The sequence below is a fragment of the Rhodoferax sp. genome, assembly GCF_023701345.1.
GTDB lineage: Bacteria > Pseudomonadota > Gammaproteobacteria > Burkholderiales > Burkholderiaceae_C > Rhodoferax.
Genome location: NZ_JAMPXE010000055.1, coordinates 1 through 21,347, shown reverse-complemented (window position 1 = coordinate 21,347; position 21,347 = coordinate 1). Strand labels below are relative to the sequence as shown.

20 protein-coding genes, 1 pseudogene and 1 riboswitch are annotated in these 21,347 nt (G+C 60.2%); of the genes and pseudogenes, 10 read left to right on the top strand and 11 right to left on the bottom strand.

Going from position 1 to position 21,347, the window contains the following annotated elements:
* Positions 1-910 (bottom strand): annotated as a pseudogene (locus NDI87_RS09350) (DNA mismatch repair protein MutS); the annotation flags it as partial.
* A gap of 178 nt (positions 911-1,088) precedes the next feature.
* Positions 1,089-1,178: riboswitch (cyclic di-GMP riboswitch) on the top strand.
* An 81-nt stretch (positions 1,179-1,259) separates the two neighbouring features.
* Here NDI87_RS09350 and NDI87_RS09345 point away from each other — a divergent pair.
* Positions 1,260-2,996, top strand: coding sequence for a PAS domain S-box protein (locus tag NDI87_RS09345; RefSeq protein WP_296274940.1), 1,737 nt, complete (start codon positions 1,260-1,262; stop codon positions 2,994-2,996).
* A 236-nt stretch (positions 2,997-3,232) separates the two neighbouring features.
* Here the strand turns inward: NDI87_RS09345 and NDI87_RS09340 are convergent, their stop codons facing one another.
* The 10 genes from NDI87_RS09340 to NDI87_RS09295 all read right to left on the bottom strand — a co-directional run bounded on the left by NDI87_RS09340 (position 3,233) and on the right by NDI87_RS09295 (position 12,038).
* Complete coding sequence (locus NDI87_RS09340) at positions 3,233-4,231, bottom strand: D-glycerate dehydrogenase (protein ID WP_296274939.1); 999 nt, start codon at positions 4,229-4,231, stop codon at positions 3,233-3,235.
* Between the two features lie 3 nt (positions 4,232-4,234).
* Positions 4,235-5,179, bottom strand: a complete 945-nt coding sequence (locus NDI87_RS09335; protein WP_296274938.1) for a sugar kinase — start codon at positions 5,177-5,179, stop codon at positions 4,235-4,237.
* Between the two features lie 13 nt (positions 5,180-5,192).
* Complete coding sequence (locus NDI87_RS09330) at positions 5,193-6,023, bottom strand: TIM barrel protein (protein WP_296274937.1); 831 nt, start codon at positions 6,021-6,023, stop codon at positions 5,193-5,195.
* A complete protein-coding gene (locus tag NDI87_RS09325; protein ID WP_296274936.1) occupies positions 6,013-6,807 on the bottom strand; it encodes an amino acid ABC transporter ATP-binding protein in 795 nt (264 codons plus the stop codon). Before NDI87_RS09325 ends, NDI87_RS09330 begins: the two co-directional genes overlap by 11 nt.
* Before the next feature lie 21 nt (positions 6,808-6,828).
* Entirely contained in the window at positions 6,829-7,632 is an 804-nt protein-coding gene (locus tag NDI87_RS09320) for a transporter substrate-binding domain-containing protein (protein ID WP_296274935.1), read from the bottom strand.
* A gap of 64 nt (positions 7,633-7,696) precedes the next feature.
* Positions 7,697-8,350, bottom strand: coding sequence for an amino acid ABC transporter permease (locus NDI87_RS09315; RefSeq protein WP_296274934.1), 654 nt, complete (start codon positions 8,348-8,350; stop codon positions 7,697-7,699).
* Positions 8,350-9,021, bottom strand: a complete 672-nt coding sequence (locus tag NDI87_RS09310; RefSeq protein ID WP_296274933.1) for an amino acid ABC transporter permease — start codon at positions 9,019-9,021, stop codon at positions 8,350-8,352. Before NDI87_RS09310 ends, NDI87_RS09315 begins: the two co-directional genes overlap by 1 nt.
* Positions 9,022-9,166: 145 nt before the next feature.
* The gene (locus NDI87_RS09305; RefSeq protein ID WP_296274932.1) at positions 9,167-10,249 is read right to left on the bottom strand and encodes a LacI family DNA-binding transcriptional regulator; all 1,083 of its coding nucleotides are present in this window, start codon (positions 10,247-10,249) and stop codon (positions 9,167-9,169) included.
* Positions 10,250-10,390: 141 nt separating this feature from the next.
* On the bottom strand, positions 10,391-11,239 hold the full coding sequence (locus tag NDI87_RS09300; protein WP_296274931.1) for a fumarylacetoacetate hydrolase family protein: 849 nt from the start codon (positions 11,237-11,239) through the stop codon (positions 10,391-10,393).
* Between the two features lie 64 nt (positions 11,240-11,303).
* Positions 11,304-12,038, bottom strand: coding sequence for an SDR family oxidoreductase (locus tag NDI87_RS09295; RefSeq protein WP_296274930.1), 735 nt, complete (start codon positions 12,036-12,038; stop codon positions 11,304-11,306).
* Between the two features lie 151 nt (positions 12,039-12,189).
* On the opposite strand from NDI87_RS09295, the gene NDI87_RS09290 reads away from it, so the two are divergent.
* The 9 genes from NDI87_RS09290 to NDI87_RS09250 all read left to right on the top strand — a co-directional run.
* Positions 12,190-13,158 (top strand): tripartite tricarboxylate transporter substrate binding protein, encoded by a 969-nt coding sequence (locus NDI87_RS09290; RefSeq protein WP_296274929.1) that lies wholly within the window; start codon positions 12,190-12,192, stop codon positions 13,156-13,158.
* A gap of 93 nt (positions 13,159-13,251) precedes the next feature.
* Positions 13,252-13,725 (top strand): tripartite tricarboxylate transporter TctB family protein, encoded by a 474-nt coding sequence (locus tag NDI87_RS09285; RefSeq protein ID WP_296274928.1) that lies wholly within the window; start codon positions 13,252-13,254, stop codon positions 13,723-13,725.
* A 15-nt stretch (positions 13,726-13,740) separates the two neighbouring features.
* Positions 13,741-15,249 carry a tripartite tricarboxylate transporter permease gene (locus tag NDI87_RS09280; RefSeq protein WP_296274927.1) on the top strand — a complete coding sequence of 503 codons (1,509 nt, stop codon included), beginning with the start codon at positions 13,741-13,743 and terminating at the stop codon, positions 15,247-15,249.
* Positions 15,242-15,997, top strand: a complete 756-nt coding sequence (locus NDI87_RS09275; RefSeq protein ID WP_296274926.1) for an SDR family oxidoreductase — start codon at positions 15,242-15,244, stop codon at positions 15,995-15,997. The genes NDI87_RS09280 and NDI87_RS09275 overlap by 8 nt, the downstream gene beginning before the upstream one ends.
* Positions 15,998-16,169: 172 nt before the next feature.
* Positions 16,170-17,234 carry an Ldh family oxidoreductase gene (locus NDI87_RS09270; RefSeq protein WP_296274925.1) on the top strand — a complete coding sequence of 355 codons (1,065 nt, stop codon included), beginning with the start codon at positions 16,170-16,172 and terminating at the stop codon, positions 17,232-17,234.
* A gap of 2 nt (positions 17,235-17,236) precedes the next feature.
* Positions 17,237-18,337 carry a four-carbon acid sugar kinase family protein gene (locus NDI87_RS09265; RefSeq protein ID WP_296274924.1) on the top strand — a complete coding sequence of 367 codons (1,101 nt, stop codon included), beginning with the start codon at positions 17,237-17,239 and terminating at the stop codon, positions 18,335-18,337.
* Positions 18,338-18,356: 19 nt separating this feature from the next.
* Positions 18,357-19,370, top strand: coding sequence for a 4-hydroxythreonine-4-phosphate dehydrogenase PdxA (gene pdxA, locus NDI87_RS09260; RefSeq protein ID WP_296274923.1), 1,014 nt, complete (start codon positions 18,357-18,359; stop codon positions 19,368-19,370).
* Between the two features lie 270 nt (positions 19,371-19,640).
* Positions 19,641-20,357: a FadR/GntR family transcriptional regulator gene (locus NDI87_RS09255; RefSeq protein WP_296274922.1), complete on the top strand. Its 717-nt coding sequence runs from the start codon at positions 19,641-19,643 to the stop codon at positions 20,355-20,357.
* A gap of 38 nt (positions 20,358-20,395) precedes the next feature.
* The coding region (locus tag NDI87_RS09250; RefSeq protein WP_296274921.1) for a sialic acid TRAP transporter substrate-binding protein SiaP at positions 20,396-21,347 on the top strand (952 nt) is incomplete at its 3' end.

Here is a 21,347-nt window from a genome sequence, read left to right as displayed (position 1 = left end):
TGCAGGTGTCGAGCAGGGAAAACAGGGTGGGGCTGTCCTCGCCGCGCAGGGTTTGCAGCAGTTCCAGGTTGCGCCGGGTGCTTTGCGGCAGGTCGATGAGCTCGCCCGCCCGTTGCACCCGCACGCGGTGGATGTGGGTCAGCGCGCGGCCCTGGGTGTGCTCGGCGTAGGCCAGCAGCGCGCTGGCAGCGGCTTGCGCTTGCACCAGGTCCTGCGCTTGCCAGGGCGCCAGGCTGGCGGCCTGCAGGTGTTCCAGCAGCTTGCGCTGACCCAGACCGGCGTCAAATTGCCAGTCGGGCCGCACCGAAATAGACAACTGTCCAGCCATGGGCAGGTTGCGCAACCGGGCTTCAAATGCGGGTGTGGTGCCAGCGCTAAAGATCAACTCACCGGGGCTGATTCTGCTCACCCAGTCAGCCAGCTCATCGGGCGTGCACTCGGCCAGATGCACCTCGCCTTGCGTCACGCTCAGCCACGCCAGGCCGCAGCTATTGCGCGCGCCCTGGTGCACCGCCAGCAGCATCGACTCGGTCTTGTCGCCCAGCAGTTCCAGGTCGGTCAGCGTGCCGGGGGTTACCACCCGCACCACCTTGCGCTCGACCGGGCCTTTGGCCGTGGCCACATCACCGACCTGCTCGCAAATGGCCACCGACTCACCCAGCTTGATGAGCCGTGCCAGGTAGGTTTCCACCGCGTGAAACGGCACGCCCGCCATCACCACCGGCGCACCAGCCGACTGGCCGCGCTGCGTCAGCGTGATGTTGAGCAGCCGGGCGGCTTTTTCGGCATCGGCAAAGAACAGTTCGTAGAAGTCACCCATGCGGTAAAAAAGCAGGGTGTCGGGGTAGTCTGCCTTGAGACCCAGGTACTGGGCCATCATGGGCGAATGCGGTTTGTCTGTGTCAGTCATTGCTTGAAGTCTAGCAACATTGGGTTGACTGACGGTTCAATGAAACTTAAAGGAATGGGGCGCAGCAGCTTTAAATCACGTCTTTTGTCGTCCGGCAACCATGCAGGATACGCGAGGTGGTTCGAATGAAATCGTTACAATTGTTACAATCGACATCGGATTTGACTAATATTCCAATGATCGGCAAGGGCAAAACCATCGAAAGGTGGTCACGCAAAACTACCGGCCTTATAGCTTGACAAAAGCTGATGGCGGCGGAGTTACCGGTTAAAGACCGTGATTTGTGGAAAAACCGCATATCAGCGTATCCCTTATTGATCCAAGTTTGGTAACAAGGGGAGCGATCAGTATGCTGCGAGTCGGATATCCTTTGACAACAGGAGCAATTGCCATCGACGATGATCGCTGGTTCAAACAGCTATTCGAGTTGTCGCCAGACCCAGTCTGGATCATCGCCAACAATCAATTTATCGAGTGCAATGAAGCGGCTGTCAGAACCTTGGGCTACCTGAGCCGTGAAGAAGTTCTGAACGTTCATCCATCGAAATTATCGCCACCCCAGCAACCCGACGGGGAAGACTCTTACGCCAAGGCCGAACGCATGATGACTTTGGTCAGAGACAATGGCTTGCATCGATTCGAATGGATCCATAACAAGGCGGACGGCACGGATTTTTTTGCAGAGGTCACTCTATCGGTCATCGAATTTCCGAGTGGGCAGGTCATCTACTGTGTTTGGCGCGACATTACCGAGCGCAAGCAAGCCGATGCCGCGCTACGCGAAAACGAGGCTCGCTACAGCACACTGATTCAACACATTGGAGAAGGCATCAGTTTTGTTGATTCCGCTGAACGATTCACTTTTGCCAATCAGGCCGCGGAGAATATCTTTGGCGTTCCGCCTGGCGGCTTGCAGGGACGCACCTTACGAGAGTTCACCACGTCAGCCCAGTTCGGTGTGATCGAAGCGCAAACCCGCCACCGTCAAACTGGCGAGAAGAGCACTTATGAAATTGAAATCGACCGTCCGGATGGGGTGAAATGCAGCCTGCTCGTCTCAGCCGTTCCGCAGTTTGACGTCCAGGGAAAATTTGCGGGTGCCTTAGGTGTTTTCCGCGACATCACCGAGTGCAAGCAGGCGGAGCAAGCGCTGCGAGAAAGCGAAGCGCGATTCAGAGATATTACGTTCAGCCTGGCCGATTGGGTGTGGGAAATTGATGAGAAGTGTTGTTATACCTACAGTTCAGCAAAGGGTTTTGACTATTTTGGACCCTGCCGTGAGAGCATCATCGGGAAGACACCGTTCGAACTCATGCCGCCGGATGAAGCAAAAAGGGTCGCAGCAATTTTCGCCAGAATAATGACAGACAAAGCGCCGATCAAGGATCTGGAGAATTGGAATATTACAGCTAGAGGCGAAAAAGTCTGTCTTCTCACCAATGGTGTGCCCATACTGGACGCAGCGGGAAACCTTAAAGGTTACCGCGGCGTGGATATAGACATTACCGAACGCAAGCAGATGGAAGAGCAAGTTCGGCAACTTGCCTTCTATGACCTGCTCACCCAATTGCCCAATCGTCGCTTGCTTGACGACCGTCTGACGCAGGCTCTGGCTGAGAGCAAGCGAAGCAACCGCTATGGTGCACTCATATTTTTTGATCTGGATGATTTCAAAGTCGTCAATGACAAGCACGGACATGCCGTCGGCGATTTACTGTTGGTGCAAGCGGCTCAGCGCATGAAGAGTTGTGTCCGCGAGGTTGATACCGTAGTGCGCCATGGCGGTGACGAATTTGTGGTGATGTTGGGGGACTTGGCTGCGGACAAAGGCGCATCGACAGCCCAGGCCGGAATTGTCGCCGAGAAGATTCGTGCCGCCCTGGCTGAGCCGTATGTCGTCGTGGTCAAGCACGATGCACAGGCTGATACCCTGGTTGAGCTCCGTTGTACCGCGAGTATCGGCGTGGTGGTGTTCATCGACCGTGAAGGAACTCAGGACGACTTTCTGCGGTTGGCAGATTCAGCGATGTATCAAGCCAAAGAAGAGGGCGGTAATTTGATTCGATTTTCTGAGTTGGGCGCTTGACTGACGACCGCAGCGAGATCGAAACGAACCAGTCAAGAAAACTGCTTCACCAGTTTTCAAACTCGAACCCAGTGTTTTGCTTGAATAATAGCCCGCCCCTTTGGGGGATTTTTATTATCCTTTCAAGTTTGTCAAAGTCCACCCCCGGTTTTTCCTTTGGAGCGTGACGTCATTCAAACTCATCTGATTATTGGTTTTGATGCTGAAATTTGAACCGCATATGGTGATTGTTGCATCTATGTGGTGGAAAAATGAAAGGCAGAGATTGGCTGCTTGCCCGCCAGAGCATTGAGTAAGTTGGTGGTGGCCAGTTCCGCCATGGCATGACGTGTTTCAAACGTGGCTGATCCGATGTGCGGCAAGGCGGTGACTTTGGGGTGGGTGCGCAAGGGCGAGTCCAGCGGCAAAGGCTCGGTGGCAAACACGTCGAGGCCGGCGGCTCGCAGCGTGCCATGGTCCAGCGCGTGGAGCAGGGCGCTTTCCTGCACGACGGCGCCGCGTGCGCCGTTGATGAAAATCGCGCCGGGTTTCATCAGGCCAAATTCGCGCTCGCCCATCAGACCACGGGTTTCGCTGGACAGGGGCAGTACCACGGCGACGATGTCGGCGCGTTGCAGCAGCTCATCCAGGGGTGCGTGGGTGACTTTGCCGAGCAGTTCTGGCAGTTCCTTGGCCAGGTCGATCGGGCTGCGCTTGTGGTACAGCACAGGCATGCCAAAACCCAGGGCGGCACGCCTGGCCACGGCTTGGCCGATGCGGCCAAAACCAAGAATCCCCAGCGTCTTGCCGTGCACGTCCCAGCCAAATAGCTCTTCACCGATGTTGCGTGTCCAGCGGCCTTCGCGCACGAGGTTGGCCAGCTCGACCAGGCGGCGGCTGGTGGCCATGATCAGGGAAAAGATGGTGTCAGCGGTGGTTTCGGTCAGCACGCCGGGCGTGTGGCACAGCAGGATGCCGCGCGCCGCCAGCTCGGCCAGTGCGTAATTGTCCACGCCGACCGACACGCTGGAAATCACCTTGAGCTGCGGCGCCTTGGCCAGCAGGCTTTCATTGATGGGGTAGCTGGAGCCGATCATGCCTTCGGCGGTGGCCAGAGCGGCATTGAACGCGGCCAGCTGTTCGGGCACGCGCGGATTGGCGACGGTGACATCGTGCTGCGACTGCAGCCGGGCCAACTGGTCCGGGGGCAGTTCCCTGAAAACCAGAACTTTTTTGCGTGATGGCTGGCCTGTCATAGCTTAAAGTCCTGCCTGGTCAAGTTCGGCGCGTGTCGGCAGGCCTTCGCTGTCGCCCAGCACCTGCACGGCGCGCGCGCCAATCCAGGCGCCGCGCTTCACCGCTTCGGATACGCTCCGGCCATCGAGCAGCGCGCTGATCACGCCGACCGCAAAGCCGTCGCCAGCGCCCACGGTGTCAACCACTTCGGCCACCGGGAAGCCGGGCACATGGCCGTCGCCGGCCTCGTTCTGAAAGTAAGCGCCTTCACTGCCCAGCTTGACGATGACCAGGTTTGCGCCGCGCTGGCGGTAGAAGCGCGCAATGCCTTCGGGGCTGTCTTCGCCGGTCAAAAATCGACCTTCTTCCAGGCCTGGCAGCACCCAGTCGGCGCGCGTGGCCAGGTCGTTGATGGACGCGCGCATCAGTTCGGGCGTGGCCCACAGCGTGGGTCGCAGGTTCGGATCAAACGACACGCTGCGGCCGGCGGCGCGCATCAGGTCCATGGTTTTGCGGGCGGCCGGCAGGGTGGTGGCCGAGATGGCGGCAAACACCCCCGTGGCATGCAGGTGGCGGGCCGAGAGCAACCAGGCTTCGTCAATGTCGTTCACGCCCATATGGCTGGCGGCCGAGCCCTTGCGATGGTATTCCACCGGCGGGTCGCTGCCGTCGGTCACCATGCCCTTGAACTGGAAGCCGGTTTTCTGGGTCGCGTCGCAGACCACATGCGAACAATCAATGCCTTCTTTCGACATGGCGTTGAGCAAATAGCGGCCCATGGAATCGGTACCCAAGCGGCTGGCCCAGCCCACCTTCAGGCCCAGGCGCGTCAAGCCGATGGCCACGTTGGTTTCGGCGCCTGCGGTGCGCTTGTGAAAAGCTTCAGCGTACTCCAGCGGGCCGGGCCGGTCGGCCACCAGCAGCAGCATGGCTTCGCCAAAAGTAATCACGTCCAGTTTGTCGGTCATTGGGGTCAATCCTTCAAGAGGGAAGCCGCTGGCTGTTTGCCATGCTGGCGGCCAACGAGCGCAGTTGGTCGATTTCCTGGCGCGCCACGGCCAGAAGGTCATCGCCGCTCAGCGGGTATTCAATGGCCCATGGCACGTTGGCTGGCAGGGCGCGCAGCACGGCGCGCCAAGGCGCGCTGGACTCAATCAGAGGCACCGCGACCCAGCGCCTGGGCTGTCGTTGCACGCCTTTGCAATGAACATAACGCACCTGCGGCGCCAGCGCAGCGGCGGCCTGCAGCGGGCACTCACCGTTCCAGTGCCAGTTGCCCATGTCAAAGGTCATGCCCAGAGAAATCCCGTGGGCACTGGACTTGTCAAAAAAATCTTGGAGCGCGGTCAATGTGCCGGCAGCCGGGGTTTGGTCGTTCTCGATCACCAGTTCGGTGTCGGTGGCCCGCAGCCGGTCTTGCAATAGCGTAAAGGTGTCGTCCGACGTAGGACCAAAGCCGCCGATCGCCATTTTCAGGCGCGTGGCACCCAGGATGTGGGCTGCCTCCAGGGCGCGTTCCAGCGCGCTCAGGTCCAGTCTGCCATTGGAAAACCAGAGGCCTTCCGCACTGGAATAAACCACGCTTTTGTTGGCGGCACGCACGGCCTGTGCAATGGCAGGGAGTTCGGTGGCGGCGTCCACCACCAGTTCGCTGCGCACTTCGACGCCATCGGCGCCAGCGGCATCGCTGAGCCGGGTAAACCACAGTTGCCCATGGCGTCGCACTTCGGCGGCACCGAAAGCCGACAGGGAAATCAGGATACGGGGAGCGGGATCGGTGGCTGCTGCTGGGTGAGCTGCTTTAGTGGGCATGTTGCGAGTTCAGGATTTGCCCGAGAAAATTGCGGGTGGTCTCATGCTGCGGATTACTGAAGAATTCCTGCGGCGGCGCCTGCTCAATGATTTTGCCGTCGGCCATGAAAATCACGCGGTCAGCCACGCTGCGGGCAAAGCCCATTTCGTGCGTGACGCACAGCATGGTCATTCCGTCGTCGGCCAGGCCGATCATGGTGTCCAGAACCTCCTTGACCATCTCCGGATCAAGCGCCGATGTGGGCTCGTCAAACAGCATGATCTTGGGCGTCATGCACAGGGCGCGGGCGATCGCCACGCGCTGCTGTTGCCCGCCCGAAAGCTGGCTCGGGTATTTGAGGGCCTGCTCCGGGATGCGCACGCGCGTCAGGTATTTCATCGCCAGGGTTTCTGCTTCGTCTTTGCTCATGTGGCGCGAGCGCATGGGCGCCAGCGTGCAGTTCTGCAAAATCGTCAGGTGCGGAAACAGGTTGAACTGCTGGAACACCATGCCGACCTCCTGACGCACCGAGTCCACATTTTTGCCGCCGGCCGTCAGGTCGATGCCATCGACCACAATGCGGCCTTTTTGCACCGTCTCAAGCCGGTTGATGCAGCGGATCAGCGTGGATTTGCCCGAGCCTGAAGGCCCACAGACCACAATGCGTTCGCCCGCCGCGACCTCCAGGCTGATGTTGGTCAGGGCCTGAAATTTACCAAACCACTTGTCCACCGCTTCGATGCGGATGATGGGCTCGGCCCCGGCAGGAACTGCCGTGGAAGGGTTCTGCATTGTGTCTGTCATGAAAGCACCATCCGTGGTTCGTTACATTTTCGGCAGGTCGGTTTCCAGCCATTTGCGGTACAGCTTGCTGAGTTCGCCGTTGGCTGTGTTTCTGGTCACGAAGTCGTCGATCGTCTTCAGCATCTCGGTCTGACCGTGGCGCATGACGATGCCCATCACCTGCTGGCGCAGCAAAAACTTGTTCTCAAAGGTGTTGGCAGGCGCGCGCTTGTCAATTTGCGCGGCCACCGTGGTTGAGCAGCCAATGGCGTCCACCTGGCCCGACATCAAGGCCTGCATGGCCGAGGCGTCGTCGTCAAAGCGGCGAATCTCGGTACCTTCGGGCGCAATGGCGGTCAGGGCCACGTCCTGTGTGCTGGCGCGGGCGACACCGACGCGTTTACCTTTCAGGTCAGCCGCAGCCTTGATGCTGGCTTTCTTGTCGCCATACAACACGATGCTGGCCGCTGCATAAGGCTTGGAGAATTGGACCTGCTTGGCACGCTCGGGCGTGATCGCCAGCGAAGCAACCAGCAGATCAACCTTGTTGGTCAGCAAAAACGGAATGCGGTTGGGGCCGGTGACAGGAACCAGGTTGAGCTTGACGCCCATGTCCTTGGCCAGCAGACGCGCCACATCGGCGTCGTAGCCGTCAGGTTGGTTGCTGCTGTTGGTGGTGCCGTAAGGCGGAAAATCCACCAGCATACCGATGGTGAGCTCGCCTTTTTTCTTGATGTCGTCGCTGGTTTGCGCGCTGGCGGCGGGGACCCACGCGGACAGGGACGCGGCCAGCCCGAGGGCCAGGGCGGCGCCCGTAAAGACACGGCGTTGCAGAAGCTTGATCATGGTAATTCTCCGTAGGTTGTGATGAAAAGAACAGGGGGAAGTTGATCGATGCCGGCGCGCTGGCTTAGCGTGACAAGGCGGCAGCGTGCCGGCGCTCCATGCGCGCGGCCAGAATGGACAAGGGCCAGCACAGCGCAAAATAGATGGCCGCGACCACGCTGAAAACAATGAGCGGCTGGAACGTGGCGTTGTTGATGATCTGCCCGGAGCGGGTGATTTCGACAAAACCGATGATGGCCGCGAGCGAGGTGCCCTTGATGATCTGTACCATGTAGCCGACGGTGGGGGCGAGCGCAATTTTGAACGCTTGTGGCAGGATCACGTCGCGCATGCGGGAAACGTACGAAAGACTCAGCGCGTGCGCTGCTTCAACCTGGCCAGCAGGAATCGCCTGAATGCAGCCGCGCCAGATTTCGCCCAGGAAGGCGCTGCTGTTCAAAATCAGCGCCACGCCTGCCGCCAGCCAGGGGTTGATGTCAAAGCCCAGAATCGGTGCGCCAAAGAACACCAGAAAGAGCTGAAGCAGCAGGGGTGTGCCCTGAAAAATCAGAATAAAACCTCCCGACAGCCTGCGTGCCACGGCGTTGTCCGATGTACGGCTCAGCGCAATGATCAGCCCGCCGACAGCACCCCCGATGAAGGCGATCATCGACAGCGCCACGGTCCACCTGGCCGCTTCGAGGATGAAGAAAAATTCCGGGAAGCCAAAAGTACGCATCAGCGACGGTCCGGGTAGTTCAGGCCGATCTGGTAGATCAACCGGAACAGCGCCGAAAAGGAAAGCGCCAGCATCAGGTAGATCATGGCGACGACGATGTAAATTTCAAAACTGCGAAAAGTTTGCGATTGCAGGTTGGCCGCGACCGAGGTCAGGTCGTCCGCTGAAATCGCCGAGACCACGCTGGAGCTGAGCATGAGCAGAATGAACTGGCTGGTCAGCGCCGGGTAGATCGCCTTGAGGGCGGGTTTCAGAATCACGAACCGAAAGATTTCGTGGCGCTTCAGATTGAGCGCCAGCCCCGCTTCAATCTGCCCTTTGGGAATGGATTCGATGCCGGCGCGGATGATTTCGGTGGCGTAGGCCCCCAGATTGACCACCATGGCGGTCAGCGCCGCGGTGTAAGCCGACCAGCGCAAACCCAGGGCGGGCAGCGCAAAAAAGAAAAAGAACAATTGCACCAGAAAGGGGGTGTTGCGAATCAGCTCGATGTAGGCATTGATCACAAAGCGCAGGAGTTTGGGGCCTGAAGTTTTGCCCCAGGCGCACAAAATGGCCACCACCAAACCCATCAGCATGGCCAGGATCGACAACTGGAGCGTGCTGATCGTGCCTTTGAGGAGCAGGGGCCAGGCTGCAAAAACATCACCAAATTGAAAAACGTAATTCATGAATCAGCGTTTGTTCAGTGCTGGCTTGCAGGGATCAAAATTTTCCATGATTTTGTATTCATTGTGTGATCATTTGAATGATTACTGAAACCGGTTTCATAAAATTATAGAAATGCAATGCGTGCCTGTATCTAAGTAAAAACCCTCATCCCGTTTGATTGGCGATGGCTAACGATGAACCGCGAGTTACCAGGCGCCCGGACAGATAAATCTGGCGCGGGGGTAATTCCAGACCCCTCAGGCGTTCAATCAGACAGCCGGCTGCGATGCGGCCCAATTCATCCGTTGGTTGCGCGATGGTGCTCAAGCCTGGACCGACGTAGGGCGCCCATTCGGTCTCATCAAAACCGACAAGACCAATGTCAGCACCCAGGCGCCAGCCAAGGCGCGCCACGGCTGCCACGATTCTTAATGTCACAACCGCGTTGCTCGCGAGCACGCCGGGCAGGCCGCTGCCTGCACGCTCACGCATACTGCGCAAGGCATCGTCCAGACCTTGCTCATCGTTCTCAGTGCCTTCAAAAGTATGGCCTTGCAGTTCAACCGTGTCCTGAGCTACGGTGTTGATGAAGGCGTGAAAAGCTGCCTTGCGCTCCTCGCGGGAGCTGATATCCCGGACAGGTTCTGAAACAAACAGCAATTCACGATAACCAGCTTCCACCAAGTGGCATAAGCCAAGGCGTACCGCCCCGGCGTTGTCCAGCGAGACAAAGTCGGCCTGCATGCCCTGGTGACGGCGATCGACCAGCACGACTGGCTTGCCGTGGCGCGCCGCGTCGGCTGCGGCTTTGGTGTCGCGGCCCAGGGTGTTCAGGATGAAACCTTCCACCTGGTAGGCTGTGAGTGCTTCAATGGCTTCGGATTCGCGCCGGCTGTCGTTGCCCAGATTAAAAAGCATGAGCAGGTAGCCGGCTTCCTGACAGGCCTTTTCGGCCCCGCGCAGCACCGCCACTGAAAACGGGTTGGTCACATCGGCCACCACCAGTCCAATCAGTTTTGAGCGTCCTCGTTTGAGCGCCTGCGCCATGGGGCTGGGGCTGTAGGCAAGGTCAGCAATGGCCAATTCCACTCGCGCGGCTATTTCCTTGGTGAGTAGTTGGTCACGATGGTTCAGGAATCGGGAAACTGTTGCCTTGGAGACATTTGCCGCGCGGGCAACGTCGGCAATGGTGGCGCGTGCCAATGCTGGATTGGTTCGGATGGATGGCGGGATTTTTTTGATGCTCATCTGAAATTTGGCAAAAATTTGGACCCAATCTGAAACCAGTTTCAGAGAATGGTAGCATCAATCCGCCCAGCCTTTTTAGGTGCAAGACCGCCGAAACTTTTCAACTGCGAAATGAACGGTGTCCGGCCGGTGCGGGTACTCTCAGCGCGTGAAGGGCACGACCAACTGGCGTTGCTCGCCCAAGCCTTCAATACCCAGAGTCATCACATCGCCCTTCTTAAGATAGAGCGGTGGCTTCATGCCAAGACCCACGCCGGGTGGCGTGCCTGTGGTGATCACATCCCCGGGCATCAGGGTCATGAACTGGCTCACATAGCTGACCAGCTTGGCCACACTGAAAATCATGGTTCGGGTCGAGCCGGTTTGCATGCGTTTGCCATTGAGGTCCAGCCACATGCCGAGTTTTTGCGGATTGGGCACGTCATCGCGCGTCACCAGCCAGGGGCCGAGCGGGCCAAAGGTGTCGCAGCCCTTGCCCTTGTCCCAGGTACCGCCGCGCTCGATCTGATACTCGCGCTCACTGACATCGTTGATGGTGCAGTAACCCGCCACAAAGCTCAGGGCCTCTTTTTGTGACACGTACCGGGCTTTCGTGCCAATCACCACGCCCAGTTCCACTTCCCAATCGGTTTTCTTGGAGCCCTTGGGCAACATGACCGGATCATTGGGCCCCTGGATGCAGGTGGTGGCCTTCATGAACACGATCGGCTCTTTCGGAATCGGCAAGCCGGACTCTGCCGCATGGTCGGCGTAGTTCAGGCCGATGGCAATGAACTTGCCAACGCCGGCAACCGGGCTGCCCATCCGCGGCGAGCCCTTGACCAAGGGCAGATTCGCCGTCTTGACCTTGCGCAGCTTGTCCAGCGCGGCGTCGCCAAGCTGCTCGGGGCCAATATCCTTGACCACGGCGCTCAAGTCGCGCAGCTTGCCCTCGGCATCGATGAGTCCGGGTTTTTCCTTGCCCGGATTGCCATAACGAACGAGTTTCATGTTTTTTCCTTTCAGTTGATTGTTGAGCCATCCGTTGTTGCGATCATGCCAGATCGCGCGTTCTTTATATGGTCATGCCGCCGTCCACCGAGAACAGCTGGCCGGTGGCAAATACCGATTCGTCGCTGGCCAGGTACACCACGATGGGTGCAATTTCATGGGCTTGGGCCAAACGCCCCATGGGCTGGCGCGCGATGAAATTCTTGCGCGCCTCAACCGGATCTGCGTAGCTGTTGATGCGTTCACCCAGCGAGGGGGTATCCACGGTGCCGGGCGCAATGGCGTTGCAGCGAATGCCCAGTCCGACAAAATCGGCGGCAACCGATTTGGTCAGACCCACCACGGCTGCCTTGCTGGTGCCATAGGCGAAGCGGTTGGGCAGCCCCTTCAGGCTGCTGCAGACGCTGGCCATGTTGATGATGCTGCCACCGCCAGCGGCAAGCATTTTGGGCAGCGCCGCCTGGATCATCCAGTACTGCGCGCGCACGTTCAGGTTGAAGGCGAAATCCCATTCGCCATCCGTGGCCTGAAGGATGTTGCCGTTGTGCACAACCCCTGCGCAGTTGAAAAGCACATCAAGCGGTGCGATGCGCGCCACCAGCTCCTGAATGGCAGCCTTGTCCAGCACGTCCAGCCGGGCCGTGGTGACATTGGCCACGCCGGAAAAACCCTCCAGCAACTGGGCATTGATGTCGGTGGCCAGAACCTGCGCGCCCTCGGCGGCCATCGCCAGCACGCTGGCACGGCCAATACCCTGGCCTGCGGCGGTCACCAGTGCTGTTTTTCCTTTGAGTCTCATGGTTTTTCCTCGGTTAAAAATCGATCAGCAGCCACCTCGTAAGGGTTTCTCCGGATGCTCAATATGACAAACCATGCAATTATCAATTGGCCTTACCACCCGGCCAATTGAGACTAACCCTAATCCACTTAAATTATGAGGCGCAATACAAATGAAACTCAGAGCTCTCTTTAAATCCATCGCCGTTGTGGCCATAGCCTGCACTTTCGGTGCGGCACACGCAGCTTGGCCGGATCGGCCTATTACATTGATCGTGCCCTGGGCTGCGGGTGGCGGCACAGACGCCACCGCACGCATCGTCGGTGCACTGTTGGAGAAAGAATTGGGCCAGCCGGTCAACGTCGTCAACCGTGCCGGGGGCAACGGTGTGGTCGGCCATCAGGCCATTGCAGGCGCGCAACCGGACGGCTACACCCTGGGCATGATTACCGTCGAAATTTCGATGATGCATCATCAGGGCCTGACACAGCTTTCACCTAAAAATTACACGCCGCTGGGGTTGATGAACGTTGATCCTGCCGCCGTCACGGTGAGCGTTACTTCTCCCTACAAAAACATGGACGATTTGATGAAGGCCATCAGGGCGAACCCCGGCAAGCTGAAAGCGTCCGGCACCGGCCAGGGTGGCATTTGGCATCTGGCGTTGGCCGGCATGCTGAAGGATTTGAAACTTGAAGCCAGTGCCGTGCCATGGGTGCCTTCCAACGGTGCAGCGCCCGCCATGCTGGAACTGGCGGCGGGTGGTGTCGATATCGTCACAGCCGCTCTGCCTGAGGCGCGCTCCTTGATCGATGCGGGCAAAGCGCGCCCGCTGGCGGTGATGGCCGATTCCACGGCGGCCCTTTATCCAAACGTACCAACGCTCAAAAGCGCCACTGGCAGCGACTGGACGATTGGCGTATGGCGCGGCATTGCAGGCCCCAAGGGCCTGCCTGCAGATGTGCAGACCAAAATGGAAGCCGTGCTCAAGAAAGTCAACGGCAGCAAAGAGTATCAGGACTTCATGGCCGGGCGCGGCTTTGGCGTGGCCTATGCTGATGCAGCCGGCTTCGGCAAATTTATGGAAAAAGGCGATGCCGACATGGGACGGATCCTGGGTGCACTTGGCATGGCTCGGTAGCAAGAGTGGAGCCGGCCTTCTGGTCGGCTTGACAAGCGGCTTTTGCTGCTCTTGTGGAAAATTAATTGCACCCTCCGGGTCATCGAAGCTCATATGAAAATCAACGACGTTCTATCAGGCCTGCTGATTGGTTCTTTTGGCGCCGCCATTTACGTTTATGCCAGCTCTTTCCCGCCGATGCCGGGGCAGAATGTCGGACCCAACATGTTTCCGCAACTCATCGCTTCGGGCCTGATGATTTGCGCCGTCATGCTTGTCTTTCGCGGCATCAAGACCGTCGGCACCGAGGGCTGGATCACCCTGCCGCACTGGTTGGGGCAGCGCCGCATCGCGCTCGGGTTCCTGTTGATTCCACTGGTTCTGGTGTTTTACGTGGCTGTCTCGGAGCGTCTGGGGTTCATCCCCACGGCGGTGATTTTGCTGATGACGCTCTTCCTCGTATTCCAGGTCAGACTCCGGACGGCTCTTGTCGTGGCCATTGTCGGCTCGCTCTGCATTCACACCCTGTTCTACAAACTCCTCAAGGTGCCGCTGCCGTGGGGCATCCTTGAATCTGTGGCCTGGTAGGCCAAAGGCAATCTTATGCTCGCCCATCTCCTTGCCGCCTTCGGACAGGTCTTTGACCCCTACGTGCTGGGCGTCATCCTGCTTGCCGCCATTTATGGTCTGTTTGTCGGATCAGTTCCCGGCTTGAGTGCCACCATGGCGGTCGCGCTGCTGGTGCCTGTCACATTCTTCATGCCGCCGGTGCCCGCGATTGCGGCCATGGTGACCGCCACCGCGATGGCAATTTTCTCCGGCGACATACCGGGTTGCCTGTTGCGCATCCCCGGCACACCCGCCTCGGCCGCCTATACCGATGAGGCCCACGCAATGACCAAGAACGGCCATGCTGAAGTTGCGTTGGGCGCAGGTTTGGTGTTTTCCGTGATCGGTGGTCTGTTCGGCACCTTCGTGCTCATCACGGCCGCCCCGGCGCTCGCGGAAATGGCGCTCAAGTTTTCCTCGTTCGAGTATTTCTGGCTCGTGCTGCTCGGTCTGACCTGTGCGATATTCATCGCCTCCAGCAGCCCACTCAAAGGTTTTGTGTCCTTGTTTCTGGGCTTGATGATCGCCTGTGTCGGCATGGGCAATCCTGCCGGCTTTCCGCGTTTCACCTTTGGCAACAGCGACCTCCTCGGCGGCCTGTCGCTGGTGCCGATCATGGTGGGGATGTTCGCCGTGTCCGAGGTGCTGCGGTATGCGATCACCGCCAGTCAAAAATTGAAAATCGTGCAGAGCAAGATCGGCAATGTGTTCACGGGCATGTGGGGCTTGACGGTCAAGTACCCCGCGTCCATCCTGCGCGGCAGCATCCTCGGCACGACTGTTGGCGCGCTGCCTGGTGCCGGCGCGGACATTGCCGCTTATATCGCCTATGCGATGAGCAAGAAATTTTCCAGGGAACCGGAGAAATTCGGCACCGGTCACGTCGAAGGCATTGTCGAAGCGAGTGCGGCCAATAATTCGTCGCTGGCGGGCGCGTGGATTCCGGCGCTGGTGTTCGGCATCCCGGGGGACTCCATTACAGCCATTGTCATCGGCGTGCTCTACATGAAAAACCTGAACCCGGGACCGATGATTTTTGTCACCAATCCGGTTGCCATGTATTCGGTGTTTATCGTCTTTGTGTTCGCCAATCTGCTGATGCTGCCACTTGGTTTTCTCACCATCAAGCTGGCCAAGAAGATTCTCGGCGTACCGCGCAACATTCTGATGCCCTTGATTCTGCTGTTTTGCATCGTCGGCGCCTACTCCATCAACAACAGCGCATTTGATGTCGGCATCATGCTCGGCTTTGGCATGCTGGCCTACCTGATGGAAGAAAACGGTTTTCCGATCGCGCCCACGATTTTGGGTGTGGTCCTGGGTGGCATGCTGGAAGAAAACTTCATCAGCTCGATGATCAAATCGGACGGCAACGTCATCGCTTTTTTCAACCGCCCCATCGCGGGCACCCTGGGTGTACTCACTATTCTCGTTTGGAGCATGCCCATTGTCATGCGCTTGATACGCAAAAAGCAGATAGCGGAGGTCTATGTGAATGGATGATCTGAAAGGTAAAGTGGTTCTTGTCACCGGTGCCTCCACCGGTATTGGTGCGGCCTGCGCCAAAGCTTTCGGCGCACTCGGCTGCAAGGTGGCGGTGCATTACAACAGTTCCAGGGCTGCGGCGATGGCGGTGGCCGAGGCGGTCGAGAAAGCCGGCGGTGAGGCACTGGTGGTTCAGGGCGATCTGCGCCGCAGCGCCGAGTGCGAACGGACCGTCACGGAAACAGTCAAGCGTTTCCAACGCATAGACCTGTTGATCAACAACGCCGGTGCCCTGGTCAAGCGCATGCCGATCACCGATGTCAGCGATGAAATTTTCGACGATATCGTGGGTTTGAACGCCCGCTCGATGTTGATGTGCAGCAAATACGCCGTACCGCACATGCCCCCAGGCAGCAGCATCATCAACCTGACCAGTATCGCCGCGCGCACCGGCGGTGGGCCGGGCGCCAGCCTGTATGCCGGCTCCAAAGGCTTTGTCAGCACGGCGACCAAGAGCCTCGCCAAGGAACTCTCAGGCCAGCAGATTCGTGTCAATGCCGTCTCCCCTGGCGTGATCACCACGCCGTTCCATGACAAATTTTCCACGCCCGCGCAACTCGAAGCGATGCGCCTGACGATTCCGATGGCGCGGCTCGGTTCGGCCGACGAATGCGTCGGCGCATTCATTTACCTCGCTTCGGAAAAACTGTCCAGCTATGTCACCGGGCAGATCATCGAGGTCAACGGCGGGCAGTACATGCCTTGACGGCTGCCCATGGTCGCGTCCGGGGGAGGGGACTGCGTTGCTTCAAATCAATCAACCCAATCAGGGCGCGGCAAGCGCGCCGCTTTCATGAGGAGTATGTGATGGACAAACGTAATCAATGCCACTTGGCAGGCCGTCATGCCGCTGTGACCGGCGGCAAGGAATCCTGCTGATGGGCGCCGCGCAACGGTATGCCAGCGAGGCGTTGACACGCTTCGCAGTTGAGTTGCTGCAGACGGCGGGCATGGATGGCGCGCTATCCAAAGCGGTCGCCAACACCCTGGTCGAGGGCGACCTGCTGGGCCACGACACGCACGGGCTGGCATTGCTGGCACCCTATGTCAAGGAAATCGAGAACGGCACCATGGCGCGCGAGGGCGCACCGGAGGTTCTTTCCGATCGCGGCGCCTCGCTGCTGTGGGACGGCCGGCGTTTGCCCGGGCCCTGGCTGGTGTTGAATGGCATTGATGCGCTGGCGCCGCGCGCTCGCGAGTACGGCAGCGCGACGCTCGTCATCCGGCGCAGTCACCATATCGCCTGTCTCGCCACTTACCTGCTGCGCGCAACCGAAGCCGGCTTCATGCTGCTGCTGGCGAGTTCCGACCCGGCCGTGCAAAGCGTGGCGCCCCACGGGGGAACACGGGCCGTCTTCACCCCCAACCCGATCGCCGCCGGCATCCCGACTTCGAACACGCCATTCCTGATTGACATTTCTTCCTCGATCACGACCAATGGGATGAGCGCGCGCTTACAGAAAGCGGGCCGGCAGTTCGACGAAGCCTGCATGCTCGATGCCGGGGGGCATCCGAGCAGCGACCCGGGTGTGCTCTCCACCAATCCGCCCGGCACCATCATGCCCCTGGGGGGCATGAACTCCGGGCACAAAGGCTTTGGCCTGGCCTTGTTGATCGAGGCGCTCACCGGCGGACTCGCCGGCCACGGCCGCGCCGACCCGGCCGACGGGTGGGGCGCCACGGTGTTCATGTCTTTGTACGATCCGGCGGCGTTCGGCGGCACTGCGGACTTTCTGCGCCAGACCGACTGGCTCGGGGATGCATGCCGGAATAATCCGCCGCGGCCCGGCGTTGATGCCGTGCGCATGCCTGGCGACAGGGCACTGTTGCGGAGCAAGGAACAGTCGCGCGATGGCATCGTGCTGCATCCGACCATCGCGCCGATGCTGTCCGAATGTGCGCAACGCTACGGTATGACCTTTCCTGCGCCGCTTGGAACTTGATGGTGACACCCTGGCACATCCTGGCCGACGATCTGACTGGCGCGCTCGACAGTGCCGCGGCATGGGCTGATGCGGGCGAGGTGCCGGTTTTTCTCGACCAGCCCGGACCATCCGGACAGCCTGTGCAGATTGTCGCCACTGGCACACGCAACGTGCCGCCCGCCAGCCTGCCGGCCATGCTGGCGCCCAGTCTGGACTGGCTCGACGCCAGCGGCAGCGCCTTCAAGAAAATCGACAGCCTGCTGCGCGGCAACACTTTTGCCGAGCTCGCCTGGCTCATGCGCAGCGGGCGCTTTGCGGGCGTGGTGTTCGCGCCGGCCTTTCCGGCGCAGGGGCGTTTCACGGCCCGGGGATGCCACTGGGTGGCGCCGCCGCACCAGCCCCACGGCCCGCGCACGCACGAACACGCCGGCACGCTGGTGCAGGCATTTGCCAACGTTGGCCTGAGCGCACGCATTCCAATCCGTGTGCAGGATAGCCTGCAGGATGCGGGCCAGGTGGTGATTCCTGACATCCTGAACGACCATGACCTGGACCAACTCGCCACCCTGACGGCCAGCCCGCAGGCGCAGCCATGGCTGTGGTGTGGCAGCGCCGGTCTGGCCTGGGCGCTGGCGCGGCAGGATGCAGCAGCAGCACCGTCAGGCGCCGGCAGCGAGGTCTCGACGGCCCCACCAGTCCCGGCCCAGGGCTTGACGCTGGTGCTCACCGCCAGCCGCCACCCGGTACTGCTAGAGCAGTGGCGTCAGCTGCCAGCGCCCGTTGCAGGCACCGAACTGCTCGATCTGGCCGAGGCACAGCCGCTGTGTCCTGTCGAGGCGCAGGCCCGGTTGATGCAACACATGCTTGCCGTCGTCACCACCCGGCCCTGCCCGACTGCACTGGTGGTGGTGGGCGGCGACACCTTGCTGGCCCTGTGCCGGGCGGCCGATGTGCGCAGCCTGCAGGCCAGTGCCAGTCCGCGCGCGGGCTGGGGTCGTGCCCGTCTGGTCGGTGGGTTGTGGGATGGACTGACTTGTTATTCCCGCTCGGGCGCCTTCGGCCCGCCCGACGACCTGCGCGCCCTGTTGGCCACACTCTCCCTTTCGCCCCACACCGATTAATTTCCAAGGAACGCATCCCATGAGCACACCCATCCGATTGGCCCTGACCATGGGCGACCCGGCCGGCATCGGCCCCGAGATCATTGTCAAGGCCGCACACCAGATGCGCGATCTCGTTGCGCAGGGCCGCATCGAACTCAAGGTGCTTGGCAGTGCACAGGCACTGGCGCAAGCCGGGCGCCTGCTGCAGCTCGACATTGCCGAGGTCGTGGACATGATCGACGTCGGGCCGGTCACGCAGCCGCTGACCATCGGCGAGATTTCCGAAGCCGGCGGTCACTGGGCCTACCGTGCCGTGGCCCGCGCGGTGGCGCTGTGCCAGAGCGGCGCGGCCGACGCCATCGTGACCGCCCCGCTGTGCAAGGAGGCGCTGCACATGGCGGGCTATCCGTTCGAAGGCCATACCGAAATGCTGGCCCATCTGACCGGCATGCGCGACGGCGTGATGATGCTGGCCCATGGCCCGATGCGTGTGACCCATGTCACCACCCACTGCGCCCTGGCCGAGGTGCCGGCGCGCCTGACGCCGCAACGCCTGCGCCGTGTGTTTGACGTGACGCTCGAAGCGCTGCATGCGCTGGGCATCCGCCAGCCGCGCGTGGCCGTGGCCGGGCTTAATCCACATGCCGGCGAGGGCGGCATCCTGGGCAAGGAAGACGGCGCCGTCATCGCCCCGCTGGTGGCCGAATACGCCACCGCTGGCCACGCCGTGACCGGCCCCTGGCCCGGCGACACGGTGTTCATCAAGCTGCGCGCCCAGCAGTTCGACGCGGTGGTGGCGATGTACCACGACCAGGGCCACATCCCGGTCAAGCTGCTGGGCTTCAGCATCGACCCGGCCAGCGGCGTGTGGCAGGCGGTCAGCGGCGTCAACATCACGCTGGGCCTGCCGATTCTGCGCACCTCGGTGGACCACGGCACGGCTTTCGACATCGCAGGTACCGGCCGCGCCAGCGCCGAGAGCATGGTCGATGCCATCCAGTACGCCATGACGCTGGTGCGGGGCCTGCGTACCGCACATGCTGCGATCTGACGCCGCGGACCATTCAGGCTTTCGGCGGTCTCGACATCCTGATCAATAACGCGGGCGACATGTTTGGCCGCCGCCCGCTGGAGCAGGCCAGCGGCGAGGACTTTGACCGCGTGGTCGGCCGGGCTCGATGATGACTTGCGGTTTCATGAGGCATTGGCGCCGGTACAGGGTTTATCCGGATGCACGGAAGATGGAATCATGAGACCATTAATTGGCCTTACCAATTTTCCAATTCCGGTTCAACTTTGATCGCAATTCAAAACGCCGAACATGCCACTGCAAATTATCCAGCCGCAACGCTTGTACCGCCAGATTGCCGAGCAATTGCGCTCGCTGATCAGCAGGGGCGAGTTTCCGGCCGGCACCCGCCTGCCGGCCGAGCGGGAACTGGCCAAGCAGCTGGGCGTCAGCCGCCCTTCGATACGCGAAGCCCTGATTGCGCTGGAGGTGGAAAAAGTGGTCGAGGTGCGCAGTGGCTCGGGCATTTATGTGCTCAAGCCAAAAGCCCGCCGGCCCTCGCGCAAAAAGGCCGGCGACGCGGTCGAATGGGGTCCGTTGGAGCTGATGCGGGCGCGCGAGCTTGTTGAAAGCGAGGTGGCGGCACTGGCGGCCCGCAACGCCAAAAAAGCAGACCTGAAACTCATCGGTGATGCCTTGCAACAAATGCGCGATGAGGTTGCCCAGGGCCTGATACCGCGCGAGGGTGACGAGGCCTTTCACAATGCGATTGCCCAAGCCTGCGGCAACGAGGTGCTGCGCGACACCATCTGCGGCTACTGGCAAGCCCGACACGGCACGTTGTTCGAGCGTTTGGGTGACTATTTTGAAGACCAGAAATCCTGGGATGCCGCCCTGATCGAACACGCTGCGGTGCTGGAAGCGATTCGCGCGCACGATGCTGGCGCCGCCCGCAGCGCCATGCAACGTCACTTGAAAAATGCCAATCAACGATACAGCGCGAGTTGGCGCCGTGCCAAGCCGTCCTGACAGCCACAGATTTCACAACCACCAACCGAGGCGACACCATGAAAAAACGTGAATTGACACAACTTGCAATCAAAGCCATCGCTGCTTGCGCTTTATTTACAGGTGCTGCCGGCACATTTGGCATTGCCAATGCGCAGACCAAGCTCAAATGGGCACACGTCTATGAGACTTCCGAGCCTTTCCACAAGTGGTCGGTCTGGGCTGGTGACGAGATCAAGAAGCGCACCAATGGTCGCTACGAAGTGCAGGTCTTTCCGGCCTCATCGCTGGGCAAAGAGTCTGACATCAACCAGGGCCTGACGCTGGGCACCGTGGACATCATTCTGACGGGCGCGAGCTTTGCCGCCTCCAGCTACCCGCCGCTGGCCGTGACCTACTTCCCGTTCATCTTCCGTGACTCCGAGCACCAGCTCAAATACGCCAAGAGCGATGTGTTCAGGGAGCTCGCCAAAGGCTATGACGACAAGACCGGCAACCACATCACGGCGTTGAACTACTATGGCGCCCGCCAGGTGACGTCCAACCGCCCGATCGTCAAACCCGAAGACATGAAAGGCCTGAAAATCCGCGTGCCTGACGCGCCGGCTTATGTTGCGTTCCCCAAATCACTGGGCGCCAACGCCACACCGATTGCGTTTGCCGAGGTCTATCTGGCCCTGCAGAACGGCACCGTGGACGCGCAGGAAAACCCGCTGCCCACCATCCTGGCCAAGAAGTTTTTTGAAGTCCAGAAGAACATCTCGCTGACCGGCCACATCGTGGACTCGCTGCTGACCGTCGTGGGCGGGCCGCTGTGGAGCAAGCTGTCCGAGGCTGACCGAAAAATTTTCAACGACGTGATGCAGGAAGCCGCCGAGAAAACCGGGCGTGAAATCATTGCCTCGGAAGTTCGTCTGGTTGACGAGTTCAAGCAAAAAGGCATCAACGTCATCACGGTGGACAAAAACGCCTTCCGCGAGGCGGTGCTGAAAAACGCCAAACCGACCGACT